This is a genomic window from Bacillus sp. SORGH_AS_0510 (assembly GCF_030818775.1).
Lineage (GTDB): Bacteria > Bacillota > Bacilli > Bacillales > Cytobacillaceae > Neobacillus.
The window spans coordinates 3,331,996-3,357,450 of record NZ_JAUTAU010000001.1 but is presented as its reverse complement, the minus strand read 5'-3'; the positions used below and the strand labels follow the sequence as shown (position 1 = coordinate 3,357,450).

Here is a 25,455-nt window from a genome sequence, read left to right as displayed (position 1 = left end):
TTCCCAAGGAAGACGAAAGTATCAATGTCTTAGAAATGAGCCATTTATTTAAGAGCTGCTCCAACTGCGGGGCGGCTTTTTTTGTGTGTTCGAAAAAAATGGATAATTTTATGAAACCATACTTCCAAATTTCCCGTCTATACATCTGGTGCTTTTTGACTAAAAGTAGTTATTTAGGAGTTTGATTAAGTATACTGGAAAACATTTCTAGGTCTCTAGTCTTAGATCATTTTACAACACCCGCCCGAGGCTGGAAGTTGGGTAGAAAACCTATAATGAAAAAAGAGATCAAGTGAAAAGCGAAAAACGGAGGGGAAAGTAAATATGCAATCGTGGATTAAATTTTCTTTAAAGAATGCAGGGGTTATTTTTATCGCCATGTTAATGGTGATCGCAGGCGGTATTTATTCGGTTAAAACGATGAAGATGGAGTCGATGCCGAATGTCGATATTCCGTATATCATCGTACAGGTTCCATATGTTGGAGCTACCCCTGAACAAGGATTAGAGGATATAGGGAAGCCAATGGAAACGACCTTGTCTGGAATCAAGAAACTGGATAATCTCTATATTGAAGCACATAGCAATGTAGTTGTTGGAATTCTCGAATTTGAAATGAGCAAGGACATGGACGAAGCGGAAAAAGATGTGACCACAGCAGTTGCTTCAATCAAGCTCCCGGAAGGTGCGGAGAAACCGCAAATTCTAAAGGACGGTCCAGCTGCCGCACCAGTATTTGAGTTTGCTCTTTCTTCAGAAACAGCTAATCAATCCGACTTAACTCAGTATATTAATGAACACATCAAGCCGGCCCTTAGCGGAATCGATGGTGCAGGTACAATTGAGATTTCTGGTGAGACAGAAAAGCAGGTAGCGATCAAACTTAATCCGGGAAAGATGAAGAGTTACGGGATTACATATGAGACAGTCAAACAAACATTTTTAGCTCACCATTTTTCCTTTCCTGCTGGTCAAATGAATGTAGAGGATAAAACACTAAATGTTCAAGCTGATTACAAGCTTGGTTCGGTAAAGGATGTACAGGATATTCAAATTTTGGCACAAGGACAGACTGGTATCCAAAAGGTCAGTTTGTCAGAAATCGCCGACGTTTCCTATAGCAATAAAAAGGAAACCGTTTATACTCGCTTAAACGAAAAACCGGCTGTTTTAGTTGAAATGAAGGCGCAAGCAGGTTCCAATACGGTTGAAGTAGTGGGGCAGGCAAAGGAAAAGTTGGATGCATTAGACCTTCCAGCCGGCTATAAATTAACCAAATTATATGATACCTCAAAAGAAGTCAAAACATCTGTTAATGGAATGCTGCGTGAGGTATTGCTAGGTACCTTGTTTGCGGTTATTGTGACGTTCTTGTTTTTACGAAATATTAGAGCAACGATTGTTGCCGTATTATCCATTCCATTATCAATTTTGGCTTCTATGGTCACCATGAAATATTTGGACTATAGCTTAAACATGATGACACTGGCTGGAATCGCGGTTGCTGTCGGACGGGTCATTGACGACTCCATTGTAGTCATTGAGAACGTATACCGTCGAACTTTAACGAGCACAAGACGCGATGAGCGAATGGTGTTAACGGCAGCCAAAGAGGTTGGAGGTGCCATTACTTCCTCCACTCTGACAACTATTGCCGTATTTGGTCCACTTTCCTTTGTTCCAGGAATTATTGGCCGCTTCTTTGCACCGTTTGGCATCACAGTTATCGTGGCGCTCGCGTTTTCACTGATTGTTTCACTAACGGTTGTACCGTTGTTGGCAAAATTATTCTTATTGAAGATAAAGCATAAAGAAGTGAAAGAAAGTTGGTTTGAAAAAGCGTATAAGCATACATTGACATGGGTCTTAAATAAACGAGCGATTACGATAGTAATAGCAGTGGTAATGTTTGCCGGATCGCTCGCACTGGTTCCGATGATTCCAAAGAACTTTTTACCACAGGAAAAAGCTGTTTCTTATCGGTTAACTGGGGATTTACCAGCTGGAACCTCACTGATAAAAGCGAACGAACTCGCTGTCAAGGTTGAAGAAGTGCTAGCTCAAGAAAAACAAATTAAAAATGTGCAAACAATTGTGAATGGGGAGCATATTCGTTTTTCCATAGATTTAAAGGATGACATCACGAAGGAACAGACCAATGATTTTGAAAAAAAGGTAAGAACAGAAGTAGAGAAATTGGACGCTCAAATGAAAGTCGCACTCGCTCCTGTGGGGATCGTTGGAACAAGCGGTTTAGCTTTAATGGTCGAGGGAGCAAATGCCAAAGATTTAGAGACTGCCGGTAAACGGATTGTAGATAAAATTAAAGATATTGATGGTTTGGAAAATGTCGAATCGAACCTCTCTGGCGTGAAGGAACAGCTTCAATTGAAAATCAATGACCAAAAAGCCGCAGAAAAAGGGTTAAGTCCTATTATGGTTGCAGGCTTCGTTAGACAGTTGATTTCAGGCGATCATGTGGGTGACATGCAAGTAGATGGGAAAACAACCAGTGTAAATTTATTATTGGCGGGAGACCCAGCCCAATCCATTAATGATATCTTGAGCCAAACAATCATGAATCCGATGGGGGTTCCAGTCACTTTATCAGATGTGGCGACACTTACGAAGCAGCCAAGTCCTTCTGCATTGTACCGATTAAATCAACAGCAATATGTCCAGGTTTCTGGCCGTATCACGACGGATAATACTTCTGGTGTGCAGGCAGAGGTCGATAAGCGTCTGAAAGAGTTAGACTTACCAAAGGGAATTACCTATCATTCAGAAGGCCAAGCGCAAGCAATGAATGAAGGATTTACAAATATGACGATTGCGATGGCGGTTGCAGTTGTGCTCGTATTTATCGTCATGCTTGTCGCGTTTGGAAATACGTTAATGCCAGTGTCGATCTTGTCTTCTCTGCCATTCTTGTTCTCTGGCGGATTGTTGGGCTTATATCTGACGAATCAAGCACTCGGTATGCCAGCATTGGTTGGCTTCCTTATGTTAATTGGAATTGTGGTGACCAATGCGATTGTGTTAATGGAACGAGTAAAGCAAAATGAGAAAAAGGGTATGGAAATCAAAGCAGCTTTGCTTGAAGCAGGTAAGACACGTCTTCGCCCGATCTTGATGACCGCGCTAGCGACAATTGGTGCGCTGTTACCTTTAGCTTTGTCCAGTGAAGGTGGATTAATCTCAAGGTCTTTGGCGATTGTGGTTATTTCTGGATTGCTGACTTCAACGTTGTTAACATTGGTGATTGTACCAACCACCTATCATATTTTACGATCTATTAAGGAGAGATTTAGTAGAAAGAATGAAGTAACAGTGACTAGCGCTGCAAGAAGTGTTTCCAAGATGACGGGGCTATTGAAATAATGAATATTTGTAGTGGGAGAAGTGTTTTTTAGCACTTCTCTTATTTTTATAAAAAATTCAATTAGTTTTGTCCACTAAAAATAAAACATAGAAAAATTAATATAAACAATAGAGTTATTGTTGTAAGAATTTCCAAAAAATATAGAGTAAATCCCAGAGAAAAAAATTGAGTAAGAAAATATTTCTTTTTTAGTCGGGACAACTGCTTTGTTACTTTTTGGTATTTTGAATAGTTTATTATAGTTAAGATTTTTCAAATGATTAACTAAAAAATGGCAAAGGAGGATTCAGCATGGGGAATATTTTATCAAAGGGTCTCCTGTGGGCCTATGATTTTGCAGCTTCAGGTGCTGCGTCGATGCGTGTATGGGATCTAAAGACAGACACTGTTATCTCCACTTTTGTTCCAGGAAACGGAACCTATGGGAATGGAAGAGGTGTCGCTTTTGATCCGTCTGATGGTTTTATTTGGACAACCAGGGTAACCGGAGTGGGAGGTTTTGGCGATGGATTCATTCATAAGAATAATCCACTTACAGGTGAAGAGATACTTACAATCCCAGATCCTGGCGGAGTAAATGGGCCCGGGATCGGTGCTTTAGACATGGACCCAGATGATTGTACACTATGGGCAGCCGTTTACCTACCAATTTTAAAAAATGATCCAGAGACGGAGCAACAAGTTTTGGTCAGTCGTTTTTACAATCTTAACCCCCGTAACGGTAAAGTCATAAAAATAATAGAAATTCCATTCCAAGGAGATCCATCTATAGACGGGAACGATACCCTTGCTATTGCCCGCCCGAGTGACCTTGGCGGAAAAAAAGTCATTCTATCAGATGCAGGAGAGATTAGAAATCAACTGTTTGCGGTGGATGTTAATACCGGCATGATTCTTAAAACCTATACTTTACCTGTGGGAGTCGCGGGAATCGATGAGGATGAAAACACAGGAGACTTGATTGTTACAGATGTTTTTAGTAATTTCTATAATCTAGGACCAGCACCATATAATACTATCATCGGTATTCTTGATAACCTCTCCCATTCCGTTGAGGATATCTCGCTCAATCAACCTAGAAAATGCAAAAATAAGGGTCATGCGAGCAGCGGTAGTCATGGTAGCAGTGGTAGTCATAGTGATGATAGCAGTGGTAGTCATGGAAGCAGTGGAAAACGTAATAGAAAACGAAAATCTAAAAAAGGCTGATAAAATTCTAAATACAAATTTTTCCAACCTAGCAGTCTATTGCTCAATGAATCTTCGAAAATGCAAGGATTATTATAAAGATAATTAGGGGATTTAATAACACACTTATCACTAATTGAGAGTGTGTTTTTCTTTGGTTTTGGGGTGTTGGTATCAATACCGTGATATTATTAATGTAATTGTGAAGATTCTTATACGTATAATCAAAAAAGGTGTGTTTGTATGCTTAAAGAAGTTTGTGTTGAAAATTTTACATGGGTTCCTATGGCTATTGCGCGAGGTGGAAACCGAATTGAACTATGTGACAATCTGTCAATAGGGGGTACCACTGTTAGTCACGGGGTAGCTGCAAAAACTATTAGATATTGTCACCTTCACCATACGAAGGTAATGACCATGGTTAGACCCAGAGGTGGGAACTTTATCTATTCCAATGAAGAAATCGAGATTATGCAAAATGACATTGTCCATTTCAAACAGTTAGGGACAGACGGAGTGGTAATTGGCTGTTTAAATGAGTCTGGTTGGATTGATGAGAATTCCTTCGGTCAGTTGTTGGATTCCGCGAAAGGGCTTGATGTAACTTTTCATATGGCATTTGATCATATTAAACCTGAATATCAACTTGAAGCTATTGATTGGCTTGCTGAGCATGGTGTGAATCGGATTTTAACTCACGGTGGGCCAGAATCAAGTTCAATCGAAGGAAACCTAAACCGGTTAAAAGAATTAGTGGACTATGCAAAAGATAAAATCATTATTATGCCCGGTGGTGGAATTACAGACAAAAACCTAAGTTTTATTGCTAGTAAGCTTAAAATAAGTGAAGTACACGGGACAAAAATAGTAGGGCAACTGGATTTGATCTAAACACGAAAATTTGGCCGCGTATGATTAGAACCCTCTTTGGCATGAGTTCGAGACTTACTCGAATTCATGCCTATAATAATTCCACTATTTATTTAACCCTCTATATTTTGCCGAGGTTAATTCTTGAATATATTCTTCCAGCTCAGGCATTCCCGCTTCTTTTGCTAAATGGATTGCTAATTCGATATCATATGGTACACGAACAAGCTGTATCGAAAACACACCTTTTTCAGTTTGGTTATATGTTCCCTCAAGTATGGCATAGGAGGCTTGAGGGAGATCAAGTGGATTACCGATGCTGCCGACATTGCATAAAGTTTTCCCTTTTATATTTTGCTGATAAGCATTATGAATATCTCCATAACAAACGACATCCGGCTCCCTTTTTCCTTCTATATTTTCTGTGTTTGCATTGTTTTCGAACATACTTAAACGTCGTTCAAGTGAATCCCATGGCTGAATTCTTTCATACACACTTCTTGGTGAAGCATGAAACATCCTGACTAGTTTTCCACTCATCAAAAACTCAACGGAAAAGGGGAGGTCTTTTAAATAATCCATTTGTTTTTTTGTTAATTGGTTTTGATGCCACTTAATCATTGCCGATTCTTGGGGTTTAGGAAAAAAATCATCCCAATTTCCTCTAATCACACGTTCACAATGCTTTTGAATTAGTTGTATGGCCATACTAGATTGGGGGCCTTTTCCTACTAAATCACCTAGGCAAATAATTCTCTTAATGTTTCTAGAATCTATATCACTTAGTACCGATTTTAGTGCGGGGATATTACCATGAATGTCTGAAATGACAGCGATTTTTTCCATATGTACTATACTCCTAACGAATGGTTTGGTTTATAAAATAGTTCTCGATTTGTCTTCTCATCTCCTCTTTATTCTCACGGAATTGTCTGTGCCGATGGCCGTTACTACCTGAAGGATGAGGGAATCCTCTCAAAATAGGTGTTTCATTACAAAAATAGGTAAGAACTTTACTAACATTCACACACCCAGAGGGATAATCAATGGGTTTTCAATCCTAGGGATATCTTTCATAAAATAATTTTTTACATAGGCCAATAGCATGTCGGTTTTTAATATATTGGGCCGTGAACCGTTAAAATTTTGGTGATTGTAAAATACAGCATATGGGAGGATGGAGGTAGTGTAAACAAGATGACTAGCTTCACTGAAAAGTTGGGTTGAAGATGAAATGCCTAGATATCCCGGCAATTCAAGTTCATCAAGCATGGAAATAAGGTTATTTCTCATTGATCCCTCAAAGCTTGCACTTTTTTTTACTTGATGAAGTAGTTCCTCGTCATTTAAATGTCTATTCTCAATAACAGTTGTATAAGCTTTTTTCATTTGGTGAAGTCCCGGTGTAATGCCTGCTAGGACCACCTTTGCGTGCTCATTTATATAATCAAAGGGGGTGTAATAGACCTCTAATTTTTTCTCTACATCCTTTTCCAATAAATAAGTTGAATTTAATAGGTCATGATCGGATAACGGCAACTGTAGAGATAATATTTTCTCTTTATATAGATGAAATTTTGCTACCGTCACAATTCCCATTGATTTTCCTCCCATTTCTTAAAAGGTAAGGCAAGTGACCTTATTGTAATATTCCCAAGCTGCCTATTAAATAAAAGCTCCTTTCTTAAACTTTGGTGCTTTCTGTATAATTTATTCCAAATTTAAAGGACGATTTTAACTAACCTTCAAGCATAACTAGTATGTTGACAATCTTGACTTATCTTCGAGGATGTCTGTACGAAATAGAGCGGTATTCTGACTGCTTTATCGATCTATGATAATCACTGTTCAAATTAAGAATTTCCATAGAATCTTCCTCAATAACAACAATCTTTAATGAAAAAGCCTAAATAAAAGAAACACGGGTAAATATATAAAAAGAAGAAAAGTACTAGCGAATGGAGGTAAACCAATTGAAGGATTTTTTAAATAACATTGTTCCGTTACCTGATTCATTTTTTGAACAGCCTACTCTTGAATTGGCAAAGGCATTGTTAGGGTGCATTCTTGTAAAAGAAACGAACGAGGGTATAACGGCTGGATACATTGTGGAAACAGAAGCTTACATCGGACCTGATGACAGGGCGGCACACAGTTATAACAACAAACGGACTCCAAGAACAGAGGTTATGTTCCATCGTTCCGGACTGGCCTATACTTATTTAATGCATACCCATTGCCTTTTCAATGTAGTTAGCGGAGGGGAGGAAAAACCTGAAGCTGTATTGGTACGCGCTCTGGAGCCTCTCAACGGCATCGATTTTATGAAAACCCGAAGAGGCGTTGAAGATCTGACAAGATTGACCAACGGACCCGGCAAACTGACAAAATCATTGGGTATTACAATGGAGGACTATGGACACTCGCTAACCATTCCCCCTTTATATCTTGCCGAAGGCTACCGACCAGAAAGTATTTCTGCTGGAAAAAGAATTGGAATTGAAAATTCTGGCGAAGCCCGTGAATATCCTTGGCGTTTCTGGGTTACTAATAATAAGTTTGTTTCAAGGCATCAAAAGGCCGAACATGTATTTTACTGATGCAATTTTTGTTGGCTAGGAAACTCTCCTTGGCTACATGCGATTCTCAGACTTTCTTCCTATTTTGACAATTAGTAGGTTTATTAGACAAATACCTGGGTATTCCTCCTAGTGTAATCGGGTTGTTTTTTATTAAAAAACAAAAACATCTAAGGAGGCATGGTCAAATGACAAAGAAGATTAGTAGTTTTTTATTAGTAGTAATCCTCATTTTATCAACGATTCTATCAGGCTGTTCCAGTAAAACGGAAGCGGCTAACACCAAAGGAAAGGTAGTAGTCAACTTTTGGACCTTTTGGGGCTCAGAAACAAGAAGGCCGGTCATTGAAAAAATCGTTAATGATTTTAATCAATCACAAGATAGAATCATTGTGAAACATACATTTATACCTTGGGGAGATATTTGGACCAAAAATCTTGCCGCAGTAGCAGCCGGAAATCCTGCAGACGTTGTCATTAATGATATTAATAGTGTGGCCCAGCGCGCGGAAAACAATCAAGCAGAAGATTTATCAAAGTACATAAAAGCAGATACCTTCAAAAAGCAATTCTACCCGAATTTATGGGATACCGTTTTATATAAAGGGAAGCCTTACGCTGTTCCGTTCACCACGGATACCAGATTGCTTTTCTATAATAAAGATGCTTTTAAAGAGGCTGGATTAGACCCAAATGCACCGCCTCAAACGTGGGAAGAATTAGAGGGCTATGCACAAAAACTCGATAGAAAGCAAGACGGGCAATATACTAGAATCGGGTTTTATCCATTGTTTGGGGGCTTTGGAGCGCCAAGCTGGCTAAAAAATGCCGATAACGGTAAGGGTTATATTGAAAATGGACAGTTAAAAATTAATACACCTAATAAAGTAAAAGCATTACAATGGTTGGCCGATTGGCAAAAGCATTACGGGGATAAAACAATTCAAAAATATCAAGCTGAGTTCAGTAATGGCCAAGCCAATCCGTTTATTGCAGGAAAGGTTGCTATGTATACAGATGTGGCTACATTCTATACACAAATCCGTGATTCAGGTACGAAGATGAACTTTGGTGTAGCCCCAATTCCTTCTTTTGTTAGGAATAGTAAGCATTGGAGTGATGGAGGCGGATTTGTTGCCGAGGTTCCTAAAGGTGCCAAACATCCGAAAGAAGCAGTTGAATTTATAAAATATTTGACCAGTGAAAAAGCACAAAAATATTGGGCTGAAAAGAATTATGATAATGTCGCTAATATTAAGGGCGCTGAAAGTGCTTTGAAGGATTTAACGGGTGATTCAAAAATAGTCTATCAAGAAGCGGTTAACTCGTTACAATACACCACGATGTCGCCAGTTCCCATTCATTATCCTGATTATCAAAACCGGATTAATCCGATAATAGAGGCCGCAACTCAAGGTAAGAGCTCACCTGAGAATGCATTGGAGAATGCGGAAAAGGGTGTAGAAAAGATGAGGAAATAGTAGGCGAGAAGAGAAGCTATCGTGCTTCTCTTCTGTATAAAGAAAGGAAGGTTAAAGCGAAATGAAGCAAATCGATACAACACTACCCAAAATTCAACTTACCCAAAAGGCTTCTATAGCGGCCATTCCCTCTAACGCTTCCCGATTTAAATGGAAAAAAAACGCTACGGGATATCTGTTTATTTTACCTTGGCTTGTGGGATTTGTAGGTTTAACAGCAGGGCCTTTACTATTTGCCCTTTTTGCAAGCTTTACAGATTACAATATTACCTCAAAGATGAATTTTATCGGTTTAAAAAATTACAATAAAATGTTCACCCTGGATGATATGTTTTGGACTTCCCTGTGGAATACCTTCTATTATGTTATTTTTTCTGTTCCTTTAACTACAGCAGGGGCGATTTTTGCTGCGGTTTTAATGAATCAAAAAATAAAAGGAATAAAAGTTTTTCGTACCATTTTTTATCTTCCAGCAATTCTTTCAGGTGTAGCCGTTTACTTTTTATGGATGCAACTGTTAAGCCCTTCTACAGGATTAGTTAACCAATTCTTACATATGTTTGGTATCGAAGGTCCTAACTGGCTATTCGATCCTAAATGGACAAAACCAGCTCTAATCTTGATGAAAATGTGGAGTGTGGGAGGCGGGATGTTATTATATCTCGGCCGAATGCAAGGTATCTCACCATCCTTGTATGAATCCGCTGAATTAGATGGAGCGAACAGTAGGCAAAAGTTCTTTCATATCACCCTTCCGTTGATTACACCCATCATTTTCTTTGATGTTATTACCAGTACAATCGGTTCTTTTCAAATTTTTCAAGAAGCATATGTGATGACCCAAAATGGCAGTGGCGGTCCAGCTAATTCTATGCTCTTCTATAATCTTCACATGTGGAACAATGCGTTTAAATCATTTGATATGGGATATGCTTCAGCCATGGCATGGTTCCTTTTTATTATTATTATGGTGTTAACCGTTATCAATTTAAAAGCAGGGAAGAAGTGGGTTTATTATGAGGGAGGGGATGGAAAGTGAAAGCTTTTGGAGAATTAAAATTTCACCTTAAGAAGGAAGGGAAGTTTAAAAATCTGGTTGTATACATCATTCTAGTATTAGGTAGCATGGTATTATTGACACCACTTTGGTGGATGATTTCCACTTCCTTAAAATCCCCGCAGGAGATTTTGCAATATCCACCGTCTTTTTTTCCAGAGCATTTCCGTTTTTCCAATTATATGGAGGCATGGGAGACGGGAAACTTTACCAGATGGAGTATGAACACTTTACTAATTGCTGTTGCCACTACAGTAGGAAACGTATTGGTCAACTCTTTTGTCGCCTATGGGTTTGCAAAGGTAGGATTTAAAGGAAGAAATGCTCTTTTTGTTCTTGTTCTTTCGACTATGATTATTCCAGGTTTTGTGACCTTAATTCCTCAGTACATTCTTTTTTCTAAATTAGGATGGGTCAATACATATCTACCGTTGATTGTACCTGCGTTTTTAGGAAGTGCATTTAACATTTTTCTGATTCGCCAATTTATGATGACCGTCCCAAATGAACTTAGTGAGGCTGCTATTATAGACGGGGCAAGTCATTTTCGAATTTGGTGGTCTATCGTTATGCCTCTCGTTAAGCCAGCATTAATTACAGTTGCCATTTTTTCCTTTACTGGGGCATGGAATGACCTATTAACTCCACTGTTGTACCTAAGTGATGAAAAGCTTTATACATTGCAACTGGGGCTTCAAACTTTTAAAGGGAGTGTTCAAACCCAATGGAACTATTTGATGGCCATGTCAGTCATGGTGTTGATTCCTATTATTCTCATCTTCTTTTTGTTCCAAAGCTATTTTATTAAAGGGTCTAATTTATCTGCAGGGTTAAAGGAGTAACTATTTAAGTGCATGACTTAGGAAACAATATATATACTAAAAACCACCAAAAAAAGTCAAATTTGGTGGTTTTATTTTTATAGTTTAATTGCTGCTATCATCCGTATCATCGTAATAGGTTCCAGGAGCTTGTTCTGCATTAAATGTCCAATCCACTTTTAACTTGTCCCCTTGGAATTGATTTTGGTCTTGTCCATTATCGACAAACTCAAATAATACAAAAATCTTTTCCTTTTGACCTGGAGGGATTCCATCCGGACGTTGTGTACTTCCCACGAATTCATTAATAGCTGTTAAATCTGGAGTCTGGTTTTGCAAATCATACAATGTAGTTTCAACGACAGGGTTGGTTGCAGAACTTGTGTTATACATGATGGTTACTTTTATATGCTTTGCGAAATCATCCGTATTATCTGATTTTACATCCTCCACCGTATATTTAGTGTTCAGCAAGACTTTATAAATATCTAAAGACCCATTGTTTTCTAAAGTGAATTCACGGTAAACTTCATCACCCGGCTTGATATTACCGATATTTACAACCGCATTCGGGTTTAGGGCTAGATCTAGTGTACCCGATGCAAACGTATTATCTGTTTTTACAGAATCACTGAAATACGCAAAAGTTCCTCCACTAATTAATGACAATCCTAATGCTCCACTCATAACCACTTGACTCATTTTTTTAGTAAGACTCATCTTAATTCCCCTTTTAGTGTTTTTTATTAAACTCCATCGTAATCATTAAGAAGACTCTGGAGATCTAATCGAAGTTATCTTGCTAGATCTTGCTCAAATTCTTTTCTTATTTGAAGAAAGCTTCGTAGTGCGGAAAGTGTTAATAACAGACCTGGGATGATTAATAAAAGTGAGGCACCAGCTTTGGAACTGACAAAGTTCATTGCATAACCTACGTAAGGAATTGTAAATCCTGAATATTTTCCAATGATATTTTGTGGGTAAACGGTCCATAGATCTTGGCCATCATTATGATCGCCTTTTGTGGTATACGAAATTTCACCATTAGTGTTATGTACGGTTACTATTCTGTGGGTAATTAATTTATTTCCCATTTGAAAAGTGATAACCTCGTTTCTCTGAAAGCTTGTCGGGTTTTCTCCAACTTTTACTGCAATAATTGAGCCTGTCAGAAAAGTAGGTTCCATCGAACCAGATAATACAGCTTTGAACTGATAACCAAATAGAGTTGCTTGTCCACCAGTAAGCTTTGACGAAATAACGACAAATGCTAAACAACACATGATTATAAAGAAAAGAACTTTCACTAAACTATTTGTTATGGACAGGATCTTCTTTTGCATTCATAGACACCTCCTTACTTGTATTAGTAGCTACTAATTTTGAATGGATTGAAGATTTAATCTCATCTATTTGTTGAAAATGAATGGTTTCGTTTACTTGACGGACAAGTTGAGCGACATTTTGATAGCCGCTTGCTACAAATTGATATGATTGCGGAATGACTTTGGTTTGCTCATTATATGACTTAAGCTCCTCATGGATTTTCTGTAAATTCATTAATTGAATTTTGATATCTTGTTCTGTTTTATCAACTTCGACTAGTTTGGTAGATAACTCAGAAGCTGACCCTTCTAAGGATGTAGTCAAAATTGAGTTATATAACTGAATCAGATTAGAGGAGGTTTCTTTTGCCTCTCTTTCTAGTTGTTTAATTGTTTCCGGAAAAACAAAAGCGGCGGATAAAGTTACGGGCTCGGGAACCTGAGAAGTATAGGTAGCTTCTGTTTGTCCAATTATTTGCATCGCTAGATAAATTTGAATGGAACAAAGACACGGAATGAGAATGCCTTTTTTAATGATTGGTCTCAATTTTTCACTCCTTTACTCAAGCTCTGATGGAATTCATTATCACTGAGTTATCTGAAAATTGAAACCGTGTTATTTTTATTAAAAAGTCGGGGAGTTTTTTGTCGAAACAACCCGCTGTAGATGCAAAAACGATTAAAATCCCTCCAATAAATAACCCGACTTCGAGATATTGATTTAATTTTGAATTTTCATAATAATTTAACTTGCAATTGAACAACAAATTGGATCAAGGGGTGAAGGTTTTGAAAAAGAAGATGGCAAAAAGAATGAGGAAAAAAGCTATTCCAGCAGTAATGGCTCTTACGGTAGCATTTGGTGGGGGCCTTTCAACTCTACCGATTTTTGCAAATTCAGTAAGTGCAGCAACGAATTATGATGGCTTAAGTAAGGAAGAGATTGTCAAGGCGTTTCTCAACTCAAAAGTAGAAAGTTCACTTACCAAGTCAACTTCAACTGGGGATCAATTTAAAATAGTTAGTTCAGAAACAGACAGTACGACTAATACGTATCATGTGAAAACCGTTGAACAGTACAAAGGAATTCCGATCTATGGTTCAGGACAAACTGTCGCTCTTGACGCGAATAATAATGTTTATGCTTCCTTTGGACAAGTAACGAGAAGTTTAAGTCGTTCGATTATTCCTACAGAAGCAGCTATTTCTGAAGAAGATGCATTAAATATAGCAAAAAAAGGTGTAGAAGCAGAAATTGGTACAGTTAACCGATATGATGGAATTGATTCTGAATTAACCATTTATCCATACAAAGGCAAGTACTATTTAACATACTTAGTAAAAGCTTCAACTTCTGTCCCTGCTCCGGGATACTTCCACTATTTTGTAGACGCTACCAACGGTGAAGTGGTGGACAGCTTTAATGCGATTGACTATGCTGATGTACCAGCAGTTACTCCTGTTACAGGAAAAGGCCTTGATGCATTCGGAAAGATGCAATCGTTTATGGCGGTAAAAGATCTAAGCACTGGTACAAGTTATTTACATGGTGCTTCAATAACAGGATCTGTATCCAGTCCTACTACTGTGTTATTAAATACTTATGATGGTCATCGTATGCCAGAAACAAGCTTTATCCTCCTTTCTGCATTGTTAGGATTCACAGGATTTGAGGTACAAACGAAAAGTTCGACTAACTTTTTCTATGACCCTGCTGCGGTTTCTGCCCATATCAATGCTGATAAAATTAATAAATACTATCAAAATTCCATTAAACGTAATAGTTTAGATGGTAAAGGAATGTCATTAACGAGTACGGTTCACATTGGTTCAAAGTGGAATAACGCTGCATGGAATGGAAAGCAAATGTTATACGGAGATGGGGATGGTATTACTCTTGGCTCTCTTTCAGGCGGTCTAGATGTAACCGGGCATGAAATGACACATGGGGTTATTTCCAATACGGCTAATTTAACCTATAAAAATGAGTCTGGGGCTATTAATGAATCGTTAGCCGATATTTTTGGACAATTAGCTCAAGCATATACAGATTATAAAACTATAGATACTACAGATCCGAATTGGGAAATGGGAGAAGATATTTACACGCCTAATATACCAGGTGATGGCGGACTTCGTTCCTTAAGTGATCCAGGCTCAAAACGCATCAGTACAACTTATATGCCTTCAGGTTACTATCCAGATACTTATGAGGAAAGGTATTTAGGTACATTAGATAATGGCGGCGTTCATATAAATAGTGGTATTAATAATAAAGCTGCTTATTTAATTGCAAAGGGCGGAACAAACAACGGATACACGATTAAAGGACTCGGCAATGCTACCGCCCAAGCAATTTACTACCGTGCATTAACCAAATATTTAACACCTTCTTCTGGATTTAAAGAAATGCGTGAAGCGGCCATTCAAGCTGCTAGAGATAGTTACCCTGACAAAAATGGAGCTCCATCTCCACAGACGCAAGCAGTTATGGATGCCTATTCTTCTGTAGGAGTAGAGTAATAGCTTGATTATAAGACCATGAGCAGCTGGGCTGTTCATGGTTTTATTGTGTATTACTAATTATCTGTATTAATAGAAAAGAATAGTTCGAAAGGACTAATTAGTTTTTCGAACTTACCTAATAATATGTGTTTTTAGAAGGATGGAATCTAGGTAACTCTGTTATATATTTATATAAAATTATTGATAGGGAGGAGCTTTCATGTTTGAGGGGGAAGTAATTAAATTTTACCGAATCAAAGCGGGACTCACACAAGAAGAACTTGGAAAAGGGATTTGCACTGCTAAGCATGTTAGTAAAATCGAACGAGGTTCAACCTCCTATTCTCCAGAGTTAATTTCGTTATTTTCAGAACGATTAAATATTGATATCAAACAAGAAATAGCTAATTTTGAAATGTTTGAAAAGAATCTAAATAATTGGCACAACGCCATCATCAAAATTAGAATGAGTGAAGTAGAAGCCTTTAAAAGCGAATTCGATCAAACCCCGTTCATAAACGCCCCTAAATATGTCCAGTTATATCAACTTTTACTTGCAAGATATTATATTTTAAAGAATGAATTTAATAAAGCCTATGATATTTTACAAGCTTTGCAAAATGACGAACTTGAACTTCAACCGTTTGAAAAGAATCTATTATTCCATGTATTAGGGATTTATTACATCTCTAATTATAATAACTCAAGTACGGAGAACCATCATAAGGCATTACACTTTTTAAAGGAAATTGATTTCGATACATATGGTAATCTAGAATATTATTACCACTTAGCTGTAGCTTACTATTGGATTGATTCAAAGGTAATGACATATGCGTATGCGGAAAAAGCACTCCGATATTTTAAAGAAACAAGTAATTTTTTGCGAGCCATTAATGCGGAATCATTGATGCTTCTTCAAGTAGGGAACGATATTCATGTTGAGTTCGAAGAGATCAGAAATGCCTATATTAATTTAATTAATGATAGTGAAGCACTGAATGCCCCTGATAAGAAGGGGATGCTACTAAATAATTTGGGATATGAGTATTTTAAAAGAAAAGATTTTGTAAATGCCCAAATGTATTTTAAAGAGGCGCTGCAGATGGCAGAGAAAGGGTCAGTATTGTATATACAACGTTTAACTAACTATCTAAAAAGTAGTATTAAAGGGGAACTTTTGCGAAAGTCGGTGCTTAAAACCAATATCCAAAGAGGCTTAACAGCGGCAGAAGCATTGAACAATCGTCATTATCAAATATTGTTAAAACTTCTGTTATATTCAATCGATAAAAACGATGCTAACTATTTTCATTACATAGAAAAAACAGCCCTTCCTTATTTTATCGAACGTAAACATAATGTATTAATGAAACGCTATGGTAAGGAATTATATACGAAATATGTAGAGAACGGAGAGTTTGAAAAAGCGATTGAAGTCTCCAATCTATTATTAGAGGACGTAGAATAAATTTTTTATCTCTGCTAATATCTACCAGGAATGAACCAATTCCCATTTTACTAAAAGTCTATTAAACTAGTTTAGTGTTTCCAACGAAAAAATATGGCATAATAGATATTTATGAATAATGTCTTTATATAGTAAGAATTTCATTAGGGGGTACAACGATTGACTGTCACAACTTCAAAAGAAATGCTAGTTGAAATAGATAGATTAGATGAAAAAGGTTCCGGACAAGCAGTTCAGTGGCTTGAAAACGAGCTGGGAAATAAACGTAAGTTAAAGCTGACCATACCGCAAACTCTTCCTGGTGAAAAGGTTCGTGTCATTGTTGACCAACCGGATCGAAGGCGTAGAAAAGCGATGCCGGAGGAAATCATTGCGGCTAATCCAGAAAGAACCATACCACAATGTCCTCATTTTGAAAAATGTGGCGGATGTGTTTGGCAGCATTGGGATTATAGCGGACAGCTAAAGGAAAAAACTCGTCATGTGAAATTGGCAATTGAGGCTCAAGGCTTTAATCCGGACCTTGTGCAAGACACGCTGGGAATGGACGAACCTTGGCATTATCGAAATAAAATGGAGTTTACATTTGCGCCAGATGGTTCTCTTGGGCTGCATGAACAAGGGAACTTCCGTAAAATCATTTCCCTTGAATCGTGTTTGATTGCCGGGAAAGACATGGTAGAAGCGGCGATGGAAGTGGCAGCATGGGTAAAAGACCGCCAATTAACTGGATATAACAAAGACCTACATGAAGGACTGCTGCGTCATTTAATGGTAAGACAGTCTTTTGCGACGGGTGAAATCATGCTCGCTCTTTTTGCAACAGAGGGGCCGGATGCCCATTTAGAGCAGGCGGCTGCTGATTTAGTGAAAAGAATCGGACAGAAATTTCCACAAGTTAAAAGCTTGTTATGGCTAGAAAATACAGACTGGGCTGACCGCACACAATCAGAAAAAACTCATGTTTTAGCTGGACGAGATTTTATTTACGATGAAATGGATGGCTATCGTTACCGTCTATGGTTTGATACGTTCTTCCAAACAAATCCAACACAAGCACAGAAGCTGGTTGACCTAGCAATAGAAATGGGCGAACCAAAGAAAACGGAAAAAATGATTGATCTTTTCTGTGGGGTAGGTACGTTCTCTCTTCCTTTTGCCAACAGAGTAGAAAAACTGGCAGGAATTGAAATTGTAGAGAGTTCCATTGAATCCGCAAAACGTAACGCATTGGATAACGGATTAAAGAATACCTACTTCTTAGCCAAGGATGCTAGAAATGGTATTGATGAAGTACTGGAGAGCTTTGGTCATCCAGAATTATTAGTGGTAGATCCCCCGCGCTCAGGTGCAGGTGGTAAAGTGATGAGGAAAATTGGACGGGCGAAACCAGAACGAATTGTGTATATCTCTTGTAATCCAGACACGTTTGCTACAGATATCAAGGAACTGGAGCCATTCGGATATGAATTAAAGATTGTACAGCCTGTTGATTTATTCCCGCATACTGTGCACGTTGAGTGTTGTTCACTACTAATCAGAAAAGATTAATAGTAAGAAAGGCATCCATAATGGGTGCCTTTATTTTTTAGTAGTAACACTTATTGTTTAGTTTCCTTTCGTATTACGGGTGCGACTTCAGTTGCCAACCGCTCAATGTTTTCGGCCACTTTTTTAAACGGCATTCCGCCGATGTCCATTTGTGCAATAAAGCGCTGGTGACCAAATAGCTCGTATTGGGTCAATATTTTTTCAATTATCTGCTGAGAACTTCCAACAAACAGGGCTGTTTCTTTGCCAGCCATCTGGTTAAATTCTTCTTTTGAAAAAGTCTTTTTGACACCCTGTTGCCGATTAAGATGAGCCCAATAAGTAGAATGATACGGATAAAATTCTTTAATTGCCTGCTGGCTCGTTTTTGAAATAAAAGCGTGTCCTGTAACACCCACATTTATGTTTTCTTTTGGGTGACCAGCTTGTTCAGAACTTATTCGGTATAAGTCAACAAGCGGCTTATATTCGCTTGGATCCCCACCTAGCATGACTATTGCTAATCCTATTCCTAATCTACCTGCTCGTTCTGCACTTTCAAGGGAACTTCCGACACCCGTCCATATTGGAATTTTTTGTTGAATAGGACGTGGTGAAATTTCTGCATCCTTTAATGAGGACCGGAAGCGGCCATTCCATGTAACTTTTTCGCTCACATTTAGATGTAATAAAAGCTTCAAGTGTTCTTCAAACAATTCGTCATAATTCTTTGGATCATATCCGAATAGTGGGAAGGAGTCTAAAAAAGCCCCGCGGCCAGCAATAATTTCAGCACGACCATTTGATAGCAGATCAAGTGTCGCAAAATCTTCAAATAATCGTACAGGGTCGATGGTGTTTAACACGATCGTAGCACTTGTTAACTTAATTTGTTTGGTGACTTGTGAAATCGCTGATAAGACGACAGCGGGTGTGGACACTGCATAATCCAATCGGTGATGTTCTCCCACACCGAATACATCAAGTCCAGCTTCATCCGCCATTTTTGCAGCTTTAATAATTTCGTCTATTCGTTGCTTAAAACTGATCGTTCTGCCTGTTTGTGGATTTGGGTTTAAATCTGCTAAGGTGTAGATTCCAATTTCCATCCCATTTTTACTCCTCCACGATGATGTAAAATCGCTTTTGTTTAATTCTATTCAATTTTTTTAAAATGGAATTTATTATTTGTTGAAAAAATAAAAATGTATGTAAATAAAAGAAGCCATTTGTGGAATTGATTTTCACAAATGGCTTTTTTGTTCACTTAATTGTTATGAATTTGCTGTAGCTGCTGGTGAGGCAAACTCTGCAGCACTCTTTAAATCTTTATCTGATATTTTTATATTTGCCTTCTTAAATTCAGCTTTTAGTACTTTCATGATCATGTCTTGAGTAACCTTTGAGTCTTTCACTTGATCTGTCAGGGTATCTTTCATCTTATCAAAAGATTGTTTTTCTTTTATTCCCGTTACTTGAATGATATGATAGCCAAATTGCGTTTTGACTGGAGCACTGATTTCGTTTTGTTTTAATGCAAAGGCAGCTTTTTCAAAATCCGGGTCCATTGCACCGGAACCAAACCATCCAAGATCTCCGCCTTTTTTAGCACTCGCGGTATCTGTGGAAGACTGTTTTGCTAAATCCTCAAACTTTTCACCTTTTTTAAGTTTGGCTTCAATATCATTTGCTGTTTTTTCATCGGCAACTAAAATATGGCGAGCTTGTATTTCCGGCTTATAAGCAGCGTAGGCATCTTGTAGTTCTTTATCCGTTACCTTAATGTTTTTATGCACCGCTTTTTTCTCTAATAGATTTAGTTTTACACTTTTTCTGAAGTCATCTTCACTTTTATAACCATATTGTTGTAGCGTGGTGAGAAATTGATCGCCTAGCTGCTCTTTTGATTTTTGTACTTCCGTATCGATTTCTGATTTAGAAACGCTATATTCCTTTGAAAGGACCTTGTCCACAAGTAATTGTTGAAGTGTTTGAGTTCCATACTTTGTTTTCATTGCCTGGTATAGTTCATCTTGTGAGATGTTCCCTGCATCAGACTTCACAACAGTACTATTAGTACTACTGCATGCTGATAACCCCAAAGCACTTATAATCAAACCTGTAAGAATTAGTTTTTTCATTTTAACACTCCTAATTTAATAATCTACCTAAAGGTCAAAACTATCATACTTAAAGAATATGAATAATCCATGAACAAGCTGTGAACACTCCCATAACAAATGCTTTTCCTCACATTCATTAATGAACAAACATAAGATGATACAGGAATGGAAAAATGACAACAAAAGGGGGAAAAGGAGTGCCATCAGTAATAAATCTAGGAATTATGAATATCAATTCCCCTCAACCAAGTTCTGCAATTTTTGTTGGTGAATCGGTAGTAACAGGAATGGATGCAAACAGAAAGTATAATTTAGGATTTGGGGGTATTTATGGTTATCTGAATGTAATATCAGGGAATATTTCCAATAATGCGGATAGCTTTGAATTTATGGATGGTGTAATCTTTGATCAAGATTATAAACCAAGTGTTGGTGGGAATTTATAGGACGATGGTTTGTGGCTTATATACCCAGGTTATGTAAATAAAAACAACAAACCCTTTTTTAAACTAGGGTTTGTTGTTCATTTTTGTCCATCGTTTTATATTTTTCTTCTTGCCTTTTTTTCTTCTCCATTTTTTTTCTTTTTAAAAAGTCATGTTCGTTATTTGTTAACCAAGATCGAGTATGGTCAAAGGAGTTTCGATCACCATGAATATTTCCTAATCCTTGGTTATGCTTTTTGCTGTTTTTAAAGTCCTCAATAAAATTGTTTCCAATACTAAAGCAAGAAGCGCCTTCAATACTACCGATTTTAATAGTCCCTATGTGAAATGTGGGCGATAAAATTGGATTAGACATATATTATTCACCCTCCCATTTTTCTTTATGTTTCACCCAGTAATTATTATTTAGTTTATTTTCATTTCCAATTAAAGCTCCAACACCCTCGTTTACAATCCTTGAGCTTCTAAAATTTTTATGTGTATTTTTTTTACCAATGAAGACACCAGAAGAGGTTTTAATGTTTCCTACTGAAATATTCCCGAACGTGAGCTCGATCATGTGCAGTTTCTCCTTTCCTTTCAAATTTAGTCTATTCAAAAAATGGGCGAATGACACGAATATTCATAGGTATCTAGGTGAATGTCACCATTCTAATTCCCAATACATAAGGTACAATGTATAGATAACTATTTGTATTAAATAAAAAAATGTGGTGATTAGGATATGATGAAATCCTCACAATTTAATTTTATAGGGGATATTAAGGTCCAAACTATGCAAAGACAGTCTGGTATCTTTATAGGGGAAAGTAATAATGCGACCGGTTGGAGTGCTCATGGAAAAGATAATAGTGTAATTGGAAGTATAAGTGGCCAATCAAATATTCTTTCTCATAATATTTCTATATTAAGTGATCCTGATTTTATTGATACACCAATTGATGACCGTGATGTTAATATTTCTTTCGAAAATGCTTGTGATGAAAATCATACATCTAGCCTCTCACTCCATAATTTACAGGTCAATTCTATGGCTGATAGCACAGTATTTGTAGGAGAAGGTCATGTAACCGGGATGGACGCCAATGAAAAAATAAATTTTTCTCAAGGGCATATTTTTGGAAACAAAAATCAGTTATTAAATAATTTAAATGTTACTAATGACCCTGATCTAATAGATGCCGTTATTGAGGATCAAGACATAAAAATTGCTAATATCGAAAAGGGATAACCATGGGAATTAGAAATTATTTCGGAAACGAAAACCTTTAGAAGTATTTTCTATACTTTCTTGATTAGGTGGATTAGTTTCTGACATTGCATCATTTTTTGCCTTACTTTTATTAATCTTTATGTCTAGGTCTCTCGCCAAGTCCTTTTTGGTGGAAATATTATTTCCTATTATCAATTTTCCACTTAGCTCGTCAATATCAATATTGTCTAACCGGAAGACAATGTTTTCTAGATAATCAATTTGTACATGATCAAAATGGATATTTTTTCCTCCATCATTTTCTTTTTGTTGTTTTTCTAGCAGTTCAATTATTTGATCTAGTTTTGAAACTATAAGAGGGTTTATATTAATATCTTTCTGTCTTTTTCTAAAAGAAAAAAATCTAAACATAAACTCCCCCCCAAGTAGAACCCATGATAGTCCCTGTCTAAATTTTATGCAACGAACTAGGACTTATTAATAAAAGTATAGTGGGAAAACTAACATAAATGAAGGAGGAGTGAGAATATGTTCGTGCAAGGGACCATTATTGTTGGTGAATTTGATTCGGCTATGAATGAATTCTCCATACAGAGAGTGAAGGATTTCGAAATAGAGTCGGTTCTTAAGGTAAACCAGATAAATAATGTTTATCATTATTTAAAAAAACATCAAGATGAAGAGGATGGGCAAATTATCACTTTATATGATCAAATGCCTGTACACTTAGCAAAAAACGAAGTGAATCAGTTAATTACCGATTTAGAGAGAGTATTGTCCATGTATCACTGATACATATATAATTGCTTAAATAAAAACAAAGCAGACCCTAGGGATCTGCTTTGTTTTATGATGGATTTGTGGACCATAGTCCAGCAGTTTTAACGAAAACTCTTGGATTAAGTTTTAAACTAGCTACGACTAATTCTGCTAGATCCTCCGGTTGCATTACATTTTCTTCAGTGCCTTTAACAAGATTGGTATCAATGGCTAAATCTGTTACGACTGTACTTGGCGTTAGAGCAGACACACGGATATTATGTTTTCTTACTTCTAGCATAAGTGATTCTGTTAACCCTAAGACAGCGAATTTTGAAGCACTGTAAGCGCTAGTTACAGGTGCACCTTTCTGACCAGCAGATGAAGAAATATTGATTATATCTCCAGATTTTCTTTCGATCATACCTGGTAATACCGCTCTAGTTACATTATATACACCCATTAAATTGACTTGGATGATTTTTTCCCATTCGTCAGGTGTTAGATCGAGGAACCCGCCAAATTTAGCAACACCTGCATTGTTGATTAGGATATCAACTGGCCCTAAGTCAGATTTGATATGATCAACAGCATGTGTAACGGATTCAAGATTTGTAACATCTGCTGTTGCAGCAGAAACATTTACATCATATTGAGCAAGTTCAGCAGCAACGTTTTCAAGATTAGACATATTTAAGCCGATTAGTCCTAAATGAACACCTTCTTTTGCTAAGGCGATAGCAGTAGCACGTCCAATGCCTCTTCCTGCACCTGTGACGATGGCAGTTTTTCCAGTTAAAGAAATCATTTTATCACTCCTAAAATAATTACAAATTGAAATAGTTTATTTAATAGAAAGACAGTAAATGCTAGTATACGATTTATATTTATTTATTAAAAGTACGCACTTTTTTCATACATAGTGATAAAAAGTATACTATAAGATATAATAACCATTGAGGTGAAAAGTTATGTCAAGAATGCTTGAAAAGACATTTAACTGTGAAAAAGAACTAACACTTTCCGTGATCGGTGGAAAATGGAAAATGCTTATTCTGTGGCATCTTGGAAAAGAGGGGACGAAACGTTTTGGTGAATTGAAAGCTCTTATGCCGGGGATCACGCAGAGAATGTTGGTTAATCAATTGCGGGAACTGGAAGAAGACTTGATTGTAAAACGCGAAGTTTACCCCGTTGTTCCTCCAAAAGTAGAATATTCCCTAACTGAACAAGGAAGAAGCTTGATGCCGATTCTTGACGCGATGTACCAATGGGGAAAGGATTATATGGAAACGTCTGGATTGAACCCTTTGATACGTCAAGAGGCGAATACGAAATAAATTTTCAAGTACGAGTGGCCTTGCAAATAGGACCGCTCTTTTTTTTGCTTTACCTTTGTTACTGTTAATGGATGTATTTGTTATATCCCAATTAAAGATCTCGTTGTTGCTTCTACGAGTCCGTTTTCACAAAAACAAGTGCGGGTATGTAGCGTAGCTAGCGTCTACGAGCCCGTTTTCTCAAAAAACAAGTGCAGAAAGGTCGCATAGCCGGGGTCTATGAGCCCGTTTTATCTATTCAAACCCAGCTTGGGTCACGTAGACCTCCCTCAGTCAAACTATTCTTCTCCAATTTGTTCACTGTATAAAAAGCGTATTTTGAATTTTTACTTGTAGTATGAATATCCTAATAAAATATGTTCTTTAACTAACAGTATACTTTTTTACACTATGTAATGAAAAAGTGCGTACTTGTTCAAATTTTTCATTTCGCTAATAATAGGATTAAATGATGAACACAAATAGAAAGAAGGGGATTCAATGCAAATGAGAGTATCAGCCGTTCAATATCATCTACACACCATTAGCTCTTTTAAAGAGTTTGCAGATCAGGTGGAGCATTATATAAAAACAGCTGAAGAATTCGGATCCGATTTTATCATTTTCCCTGAATTTTTCACTACACAGCTAATGTCCATTGGTAACGATAAAGGGGAAGCATTAACCATTCAAGAACTTCCTGATTATACCGATCAATACAGGTCGCTATTTATCGAGCTTGCCAAAAAATATAAGATGCACATTATAGGTGGAACACATGTGATTCGTAAAGGTGATCGCCTTTATAATGTTGCCCATATGTTTTATCCAGATGGAAGAGTGGTAGAACAAGCAAAGCTTCATATCACTCCAACAGAGGTCCATGAGTGGAATATGAGTGCAGGAGACGGACTAGAAGTTTTCGAGACCGAAAAAGGGAAAATCGCAATGTTAACGTGCTATGACATTGAATTTCCAGAAATCGTTCGTATGGCAAAGGCGAAAGGGGCAGATGTTATTTTCTGTCCATCCTGTACAGACGATCGCCACGGCTTCCACCGTGTTCGTTACACAAGTCATGCGAGAGCCATCGAAAATCAAGTCTATGTTGTCACTACAGGTACTGTCGGTGCACTGCCAACGGTTGATTTCATGCGTGCTAATTTTGGGCAGGCTGTTGTCATCACACCAAATGACATTCCATTCCCGCCTAAAGGAATATTGGTTGAAGGTGAGATCAATCAGGATATGATCGTTACAGCAGACCTAAATTTAGAGCTGTTATATCAGGTACGTGAAAAGGGATCGGTTACTACATGGCGTGATCGACGCACAGACCTTTACCCTGATTGGGAAACCAAATAAGTTAATACCAAATTGAAATGG

26 protein-coding genes are annotated in these 25,455 nt (G+C 37.4%); 15 read left to right on the top strand and 11 right to left on the bottom strand.

What is annotated here, in order from left to right; translation table 11 throughout:
• The first annotated feature begins 324 nt into the window (after nucleotides 1-324).
• The 3 genes from QE429_RS17185 to QE429_RS17175 all read left to right on the top strand — a co-directional run bounded on the left by QE429_RS17185 (nucleotide 325) and on the right by QE429_RS17175 (nucleotide 5,461).
• The gene (locus QE429_RS17185) at nucleotides 325-3,381 is read left to right on the top strand and encodes an efflux RND transporter permease subunit (RefSeq protein WP_307288670.1); all 3,057 of its coding nucleotides are present in this window, start codon (nucleotides 325-327) and stop codon (nucleotides 3,379-3,381) included.
• A gap of 292 nt (nucleotides 3,382-3,673) precedes the next feature.
• Nucleotides 3,674-4,591: a hypothetical protein gene (locus QE429_RS17180; protein WP_307288669.1), complete on the top strand. Its 918-nt coding sequence runs from the start codon at nucleotides 3,674-3,676 to the stop codon at nucleotides 4,589-4,591.
• A 222-nt stretch (nucleotides 4,592-4,813) separates the two neighbouring features.
• Entirely contained in the window at nucleotides 4,814-5,461 is a 648-nt protein-coding gene (locus QE429_RS17175; protein ID WP_307288668.1) for a copper homeostasis protein CutC, read from the top strand.
• An 84-nt stretch (nucleotides 5,462-5,545) separates the two neighbouring features.
• On the opposite strand, the gene QE429_RS17170 is transcribed toward QE429_RS17175, so the two are convergent.
• Both QE429_RS17170 and QE429_RS17165 read right to left on the bottom strand, forming a co-directional pair.
• The gene (locus QE429_RS17170) at nucleotides 5,546-6,286 is read right to left on the bottom strand and encodes a metallophosphoesterase family protein (RefSeq protein WP_307288666.1); all 741 of its coding nucleotides are present in this window, start codon (nucleotides 6,284-6,286) and stop codon (nucleotides 5,546-5,548) included.
• A gap of 177 nt (nucleotides 6,287-6,463) precedes the next feature.
• Nucleotides 6,464-7,039 carry a hypothetical protein gene (locus tag QE429_RS17165; RefSeq protein ID WP_307288664.1) on the bottom strand — a complete coding sequence of 192 codons (576 nt, stop codon included), beginning with the start codon at nucleotides 7,037-7,039 and terminating at the stop codon, nucleotides 6,464-6,466.
• Between the two features lie 374 nt (nucleotides 7,040-7,413).
• Between QE429_RS17165 and QE429_RS17160 the strand changes: the two genes are divergently transcribed.
• The 4 genes from QE429_RS17160 (at nucleotide 7,414) to QE429_RS17145 (ending at nucleotide 11,399) form a co-directional block, all read left to right on the top strand.
• A complete protein-coding gene (locus tag QE429_RS17160; protein ID WP_307288661.1) occupies nucleotides 7,414-8,040 on the top strand; it encodes a DNA-3-methyladenine glycosylase in 627 nt (208 codons plus the stop codon).
• A gap of 167 nt (nucleotides 8,041-8,207) precedes the next feature.
• Nucleotides 8,208-9,500 (top strand): ABC transporter substrate-binding protein, encoded by a 1,293-nt coding sequence (locus QE429_RS17155; protein WP_307288660.1) that lies wholly within the window; start codon nucleotides 8,208-8,210, stop codon nucleotides 9,498-9,500.
• 61 nt (nucleotides 9,501-9,561) lie between these two features.
• Nucleotides 9,562-10,539, top strand: a complete 978-nt coding sequence (locus QE429_RS17150) for a carbohydrate ABC transporter permease (RefSeq protein ID WP_307288658.1) — start codon at nucleotides 9,562-9,564, stop codon at nucleotides 10,537-10,539.
• Nucleotides 10,536-11,399 (top strand): carbohydrate ABC transporter permease, encoded by an 864-nt coding sequence (locus tag QE429_RS17145; protein ID WP_307288656.1) that lies wholly within the window; start codon nucleotides 10,536-10,538, stop codon nucleotides 11,397-11,399. The genes QE429_RS17150 and QE429_RS17145 overlap by 4 nt, the downstream gene beginning before the upstream one ends.
• 84 nt (nucleotides 11,400-11,483) lie before the next feature.
• On the opposite strand, the gene QE429_RS17140 is transcribed toward QE429_RS17145, so the two are convergent.
• The 3 genes from QE429_RS17140 to QE429_RS17130 form a co-directional block, all read right to left on the bottom strand.
• Complete coding sequence (locus QE429_RS17140) at nucleotides 11,484-12,098, bottom strand: TasA family protein (RefSeq protein WP_307288654.1); 615 nt, start codon at nucleotides 12,096-12,098, stop codon at nucleotides 11,484-11,486.
• Between the two features lie 74 nt (nucleotides 12,099-12,172).
• The gene (sipW, locus tag QE429_RS17135; RefSeq protein ID WP_307288652.1) at nucleotides 12,173-12,721 is read right to left on the bottom strand and encodes a signal peptidase I SipW; all 549 of its coding nucleotides are present in this window, start codon (nucleotides 12,719-12,721) and stop codon (nucleotides 12,173-12,175) included.
• Nucleotides 12,690-13,250: a DUF4047 domain-containing protein gene (locus QE429_RS17130; RefSeq protein WP_307288650.1), complete on the bottom strand. Its 561-nt coding sequence runs from the start codon at nucleotides 13,248-13,250 to the stop codon at nucleotides 12,690-12,692. The genes sipW and QE429_RS17130 overlap by 32 nt, the downstream gene beginning before the upstream one ends.
• Before the next feature lie 266 nt (nucleotides 13,251-13,516).
• Here QE429_RS17130 and QE429_RS17125 point away from each other — a divergent pair, with 266 nt between their 5' ends.
• The 3 genes from QE429_RS17125 (at nucleotide 13,517) to rlmD (ending at nucleotide 18,230) form a co-directional block, all read left to right on the top strand.
• The gene (locus tag QE429_RS17125; protein ID WP_307290869.1) at nucleotides 13,517-15,226 is read left to right on the top strand and encodes a M4 family metallopeptidase; all 1,710 of its coding nucleotides are present in this window, start codon (nucleotides 13,517-13,519) and stop codon (nucleotides 15,224-15,226) included.
• Between the two features lie 202 nt (nucleotides 15,227-15,428).
• The gene (locus QE429_RS17120) at nucleotides 15,429-16,679 is read left to right on the top strand and encodes a helix-turn-helix domain-containing protein (protein ID WP_307288648.1); all 1,251 of its coding nucleotides are present in this window, start codon (nucleotides 15,429-15,431) and stop codon (nucleotides 16,677-16,679) included.
• A gap of 183 nt (nucleotides 16,680-16,862) precedes the next feature.
• Nucleotides 16,863-18,230 carry a 23S rRNA (uracil(1939)-C(5))-methyltransferase RlmD gene (gene rlmD / locus QE429_RS17115; RefSeq protein WP_307290867.1) on the top strand — a complete coding sequence of 456 codons (1,368 nt, stop codon included), beginning with the start codon at nucleotides 16,863-16,865 and terminating at the stop codon, nucleotides 18,228-18,230.
• Nucleotides 18,231-18,280: 50 nt separating this feature from the next.
• Here rlmD and QE429_RS17110 read toward each other — a convergent pair whose 3' ends face one another.
• Together QE429_RS17110 and QE429_RS17105 are read right to left on the bottom strand one after the other, a co-directional pair.
• A complete protein-coding gene (locus QE429_RS17110; protein ID WP_307288645.1) occupies nucleotides 18,281-19,318 on the bottom strand; it encodes an LLM class flavin-dependent oxidoreductase in 1,038 nt (345 codons plus the stop codon).
• 165 nt (nucleotides 19,319-19,483) lie between these two features.
• Nucleotides 19,484-20,350 (bottom strand): peptidylprolyl isomerase, encoded by an 867-nt coding sequence (locus QE429_RS17105; RefSeq protein ID WP_307288643.1) that lies wholly within the window; start codon nucleotides 20,348-20,350, stop codon nucleotides 19,484-19,486.
• A 179-nt stretch (nucleotides 20,351-20,529) separates the two neighbouring features.
• Between QE429_RS17105 and QE429_RS17100 the strand changes: the two genes are divergently transcribed.
• Nucleotides 20,530-20,778, top strand: a complete 249-nt coding sequence (locus tag QE429_RS17100; RefSeq protein WP_307288641.1) for a hypothetical protein — start codon at nucleotides 20,530-20,532, stop codon at nucleotides 20,776-20,778.
• Between the two features lie 58 nt (nucleotides 20,779-20,836).
• Here the strand turns inward: QE429_RS17100 and QE429_RS17095 are convergent, their stop codons facing one another.
• A complete protein-coding gene (locus tag QE429_RS17095) occupies nucleotides 20,837-21,133 on the bottom strand; it encodes a hypothetical protein (RefSeq protein ID WP_307288639.1) in 297 nt (98 codons plus the stop codon).
• A gap of 3 nt (nucleotides 21,134-21,136) precedes the next feature.
• Nucleotides 21,137-21,337, bottom strand: a complete 201-nt coding sequence (locus QE429_RS17090) for a hypothetical protein (protein ID WP_307288637.1) — start codon at nucleotides 21,335-21,337, stop codon at nucleotides 21,137-21,139.
• Nucleotides 21,338-21,502: 165 nt separating this feature from the next.
• Between QE429_RS17090 and QE429_RS17085 the strand changes: the two genes are divergently transcribed.
• Nucleotides 21,503-22,009 carry a hypothetical protein gene (locus QE429_RS17085; RefSeq protein ID WP_307288636.1) on the top strand — a complete coding sequence of 169 codons (507 nt, stop codon included), beginning with the start codon at nucleotides 21,503-21,505 and terminating at the stop codon, nucleotides 22,007-22,009.
• Between the two features lie 9 nt (nucleotides 22,010-22,018).
• Here QE429_RS17085 and QE429_RS17080 read toward each other — a convergent pair whose 3' ends face one another.
• Nucleotides 22,019-22,402, bottom strand: coding sequence for a hypothetical protein (locus tag QE429_RS17080; RefSeq protein WP_307288634.1), 384 nt, complete (start codon nucleotides 22,400-22,402; stop codon nucleotides 22,019-22,021).
• A gap of 117 nt (nucleotides 22,403-22,519) precedes the next feature.
• On the opposite strand from QE429_RS17080, the gene QE429_RS17075 reads away from it, so the two are divergent.
• Complete coding sequence (locus tag QE429_RS17075) at nucleotides 22,520-22,783, top strand: hypothetical protein (RefSeq protein WP_307288633.1); 264 nt, start codon at nucleotides 22,520-22,522, stop codon at nucleotides 22,781-22,783.
• Nucleotides 22,784-22,838: 55 nt separating this feature from the next.
• On the opposite strand, the gene QE429_RS17070 is transcribed toward QE429_RS17075, so the two are convergent.
• Nucleotides 22,839-23,558: a 3-ketoacyl-ACP reductase gene (locus tag QE429_RS17070; protein WP_307288631.1), complete on the bottom strand. Its 720-nt coding sequence runs from the start codon at nucleotides 23,556-23,558 to the stop codon at nucleotides 22,839-22,841.
• Between the two features lie 163 nt (nucleotides 23,559-23,721).
• On the opposite strand from QE429_RS17070, the gene hxlR reads away from it, so the two are divergent.
• Both hxlR and QE429_RS17060 read left to right on the top strand, forming a co-directional pair.
• Complete coding sequence (hxlR, locus tag QE429_RS17065) at nucleotides 23,722-24,090, top strand: transcriptional activator HxlR (RefSeq protein WP_307288629.1); 369 nt, start codon at nucleotides 23,722-23,724, stop codon at nucleotides 24,088-24,090.
• A gap of 480 nt (nucleotides 24,091-24,570) precedes the next feature.
• On the top strand, nucleotides 24,571-25,434 hold the full coding sequence (locus tag QE429_RS17060; RefSeq protein ID WP_307288626.1) for a carbon-nitrogen hydrolase family protein: 864 nt from the start codon (nucleotides 24,571-24,573) through the stop codon (nucleotides 25,432-25,434).
• Nucleotides 25,435-25,455 lie beyond the last annotated feature (21 nt).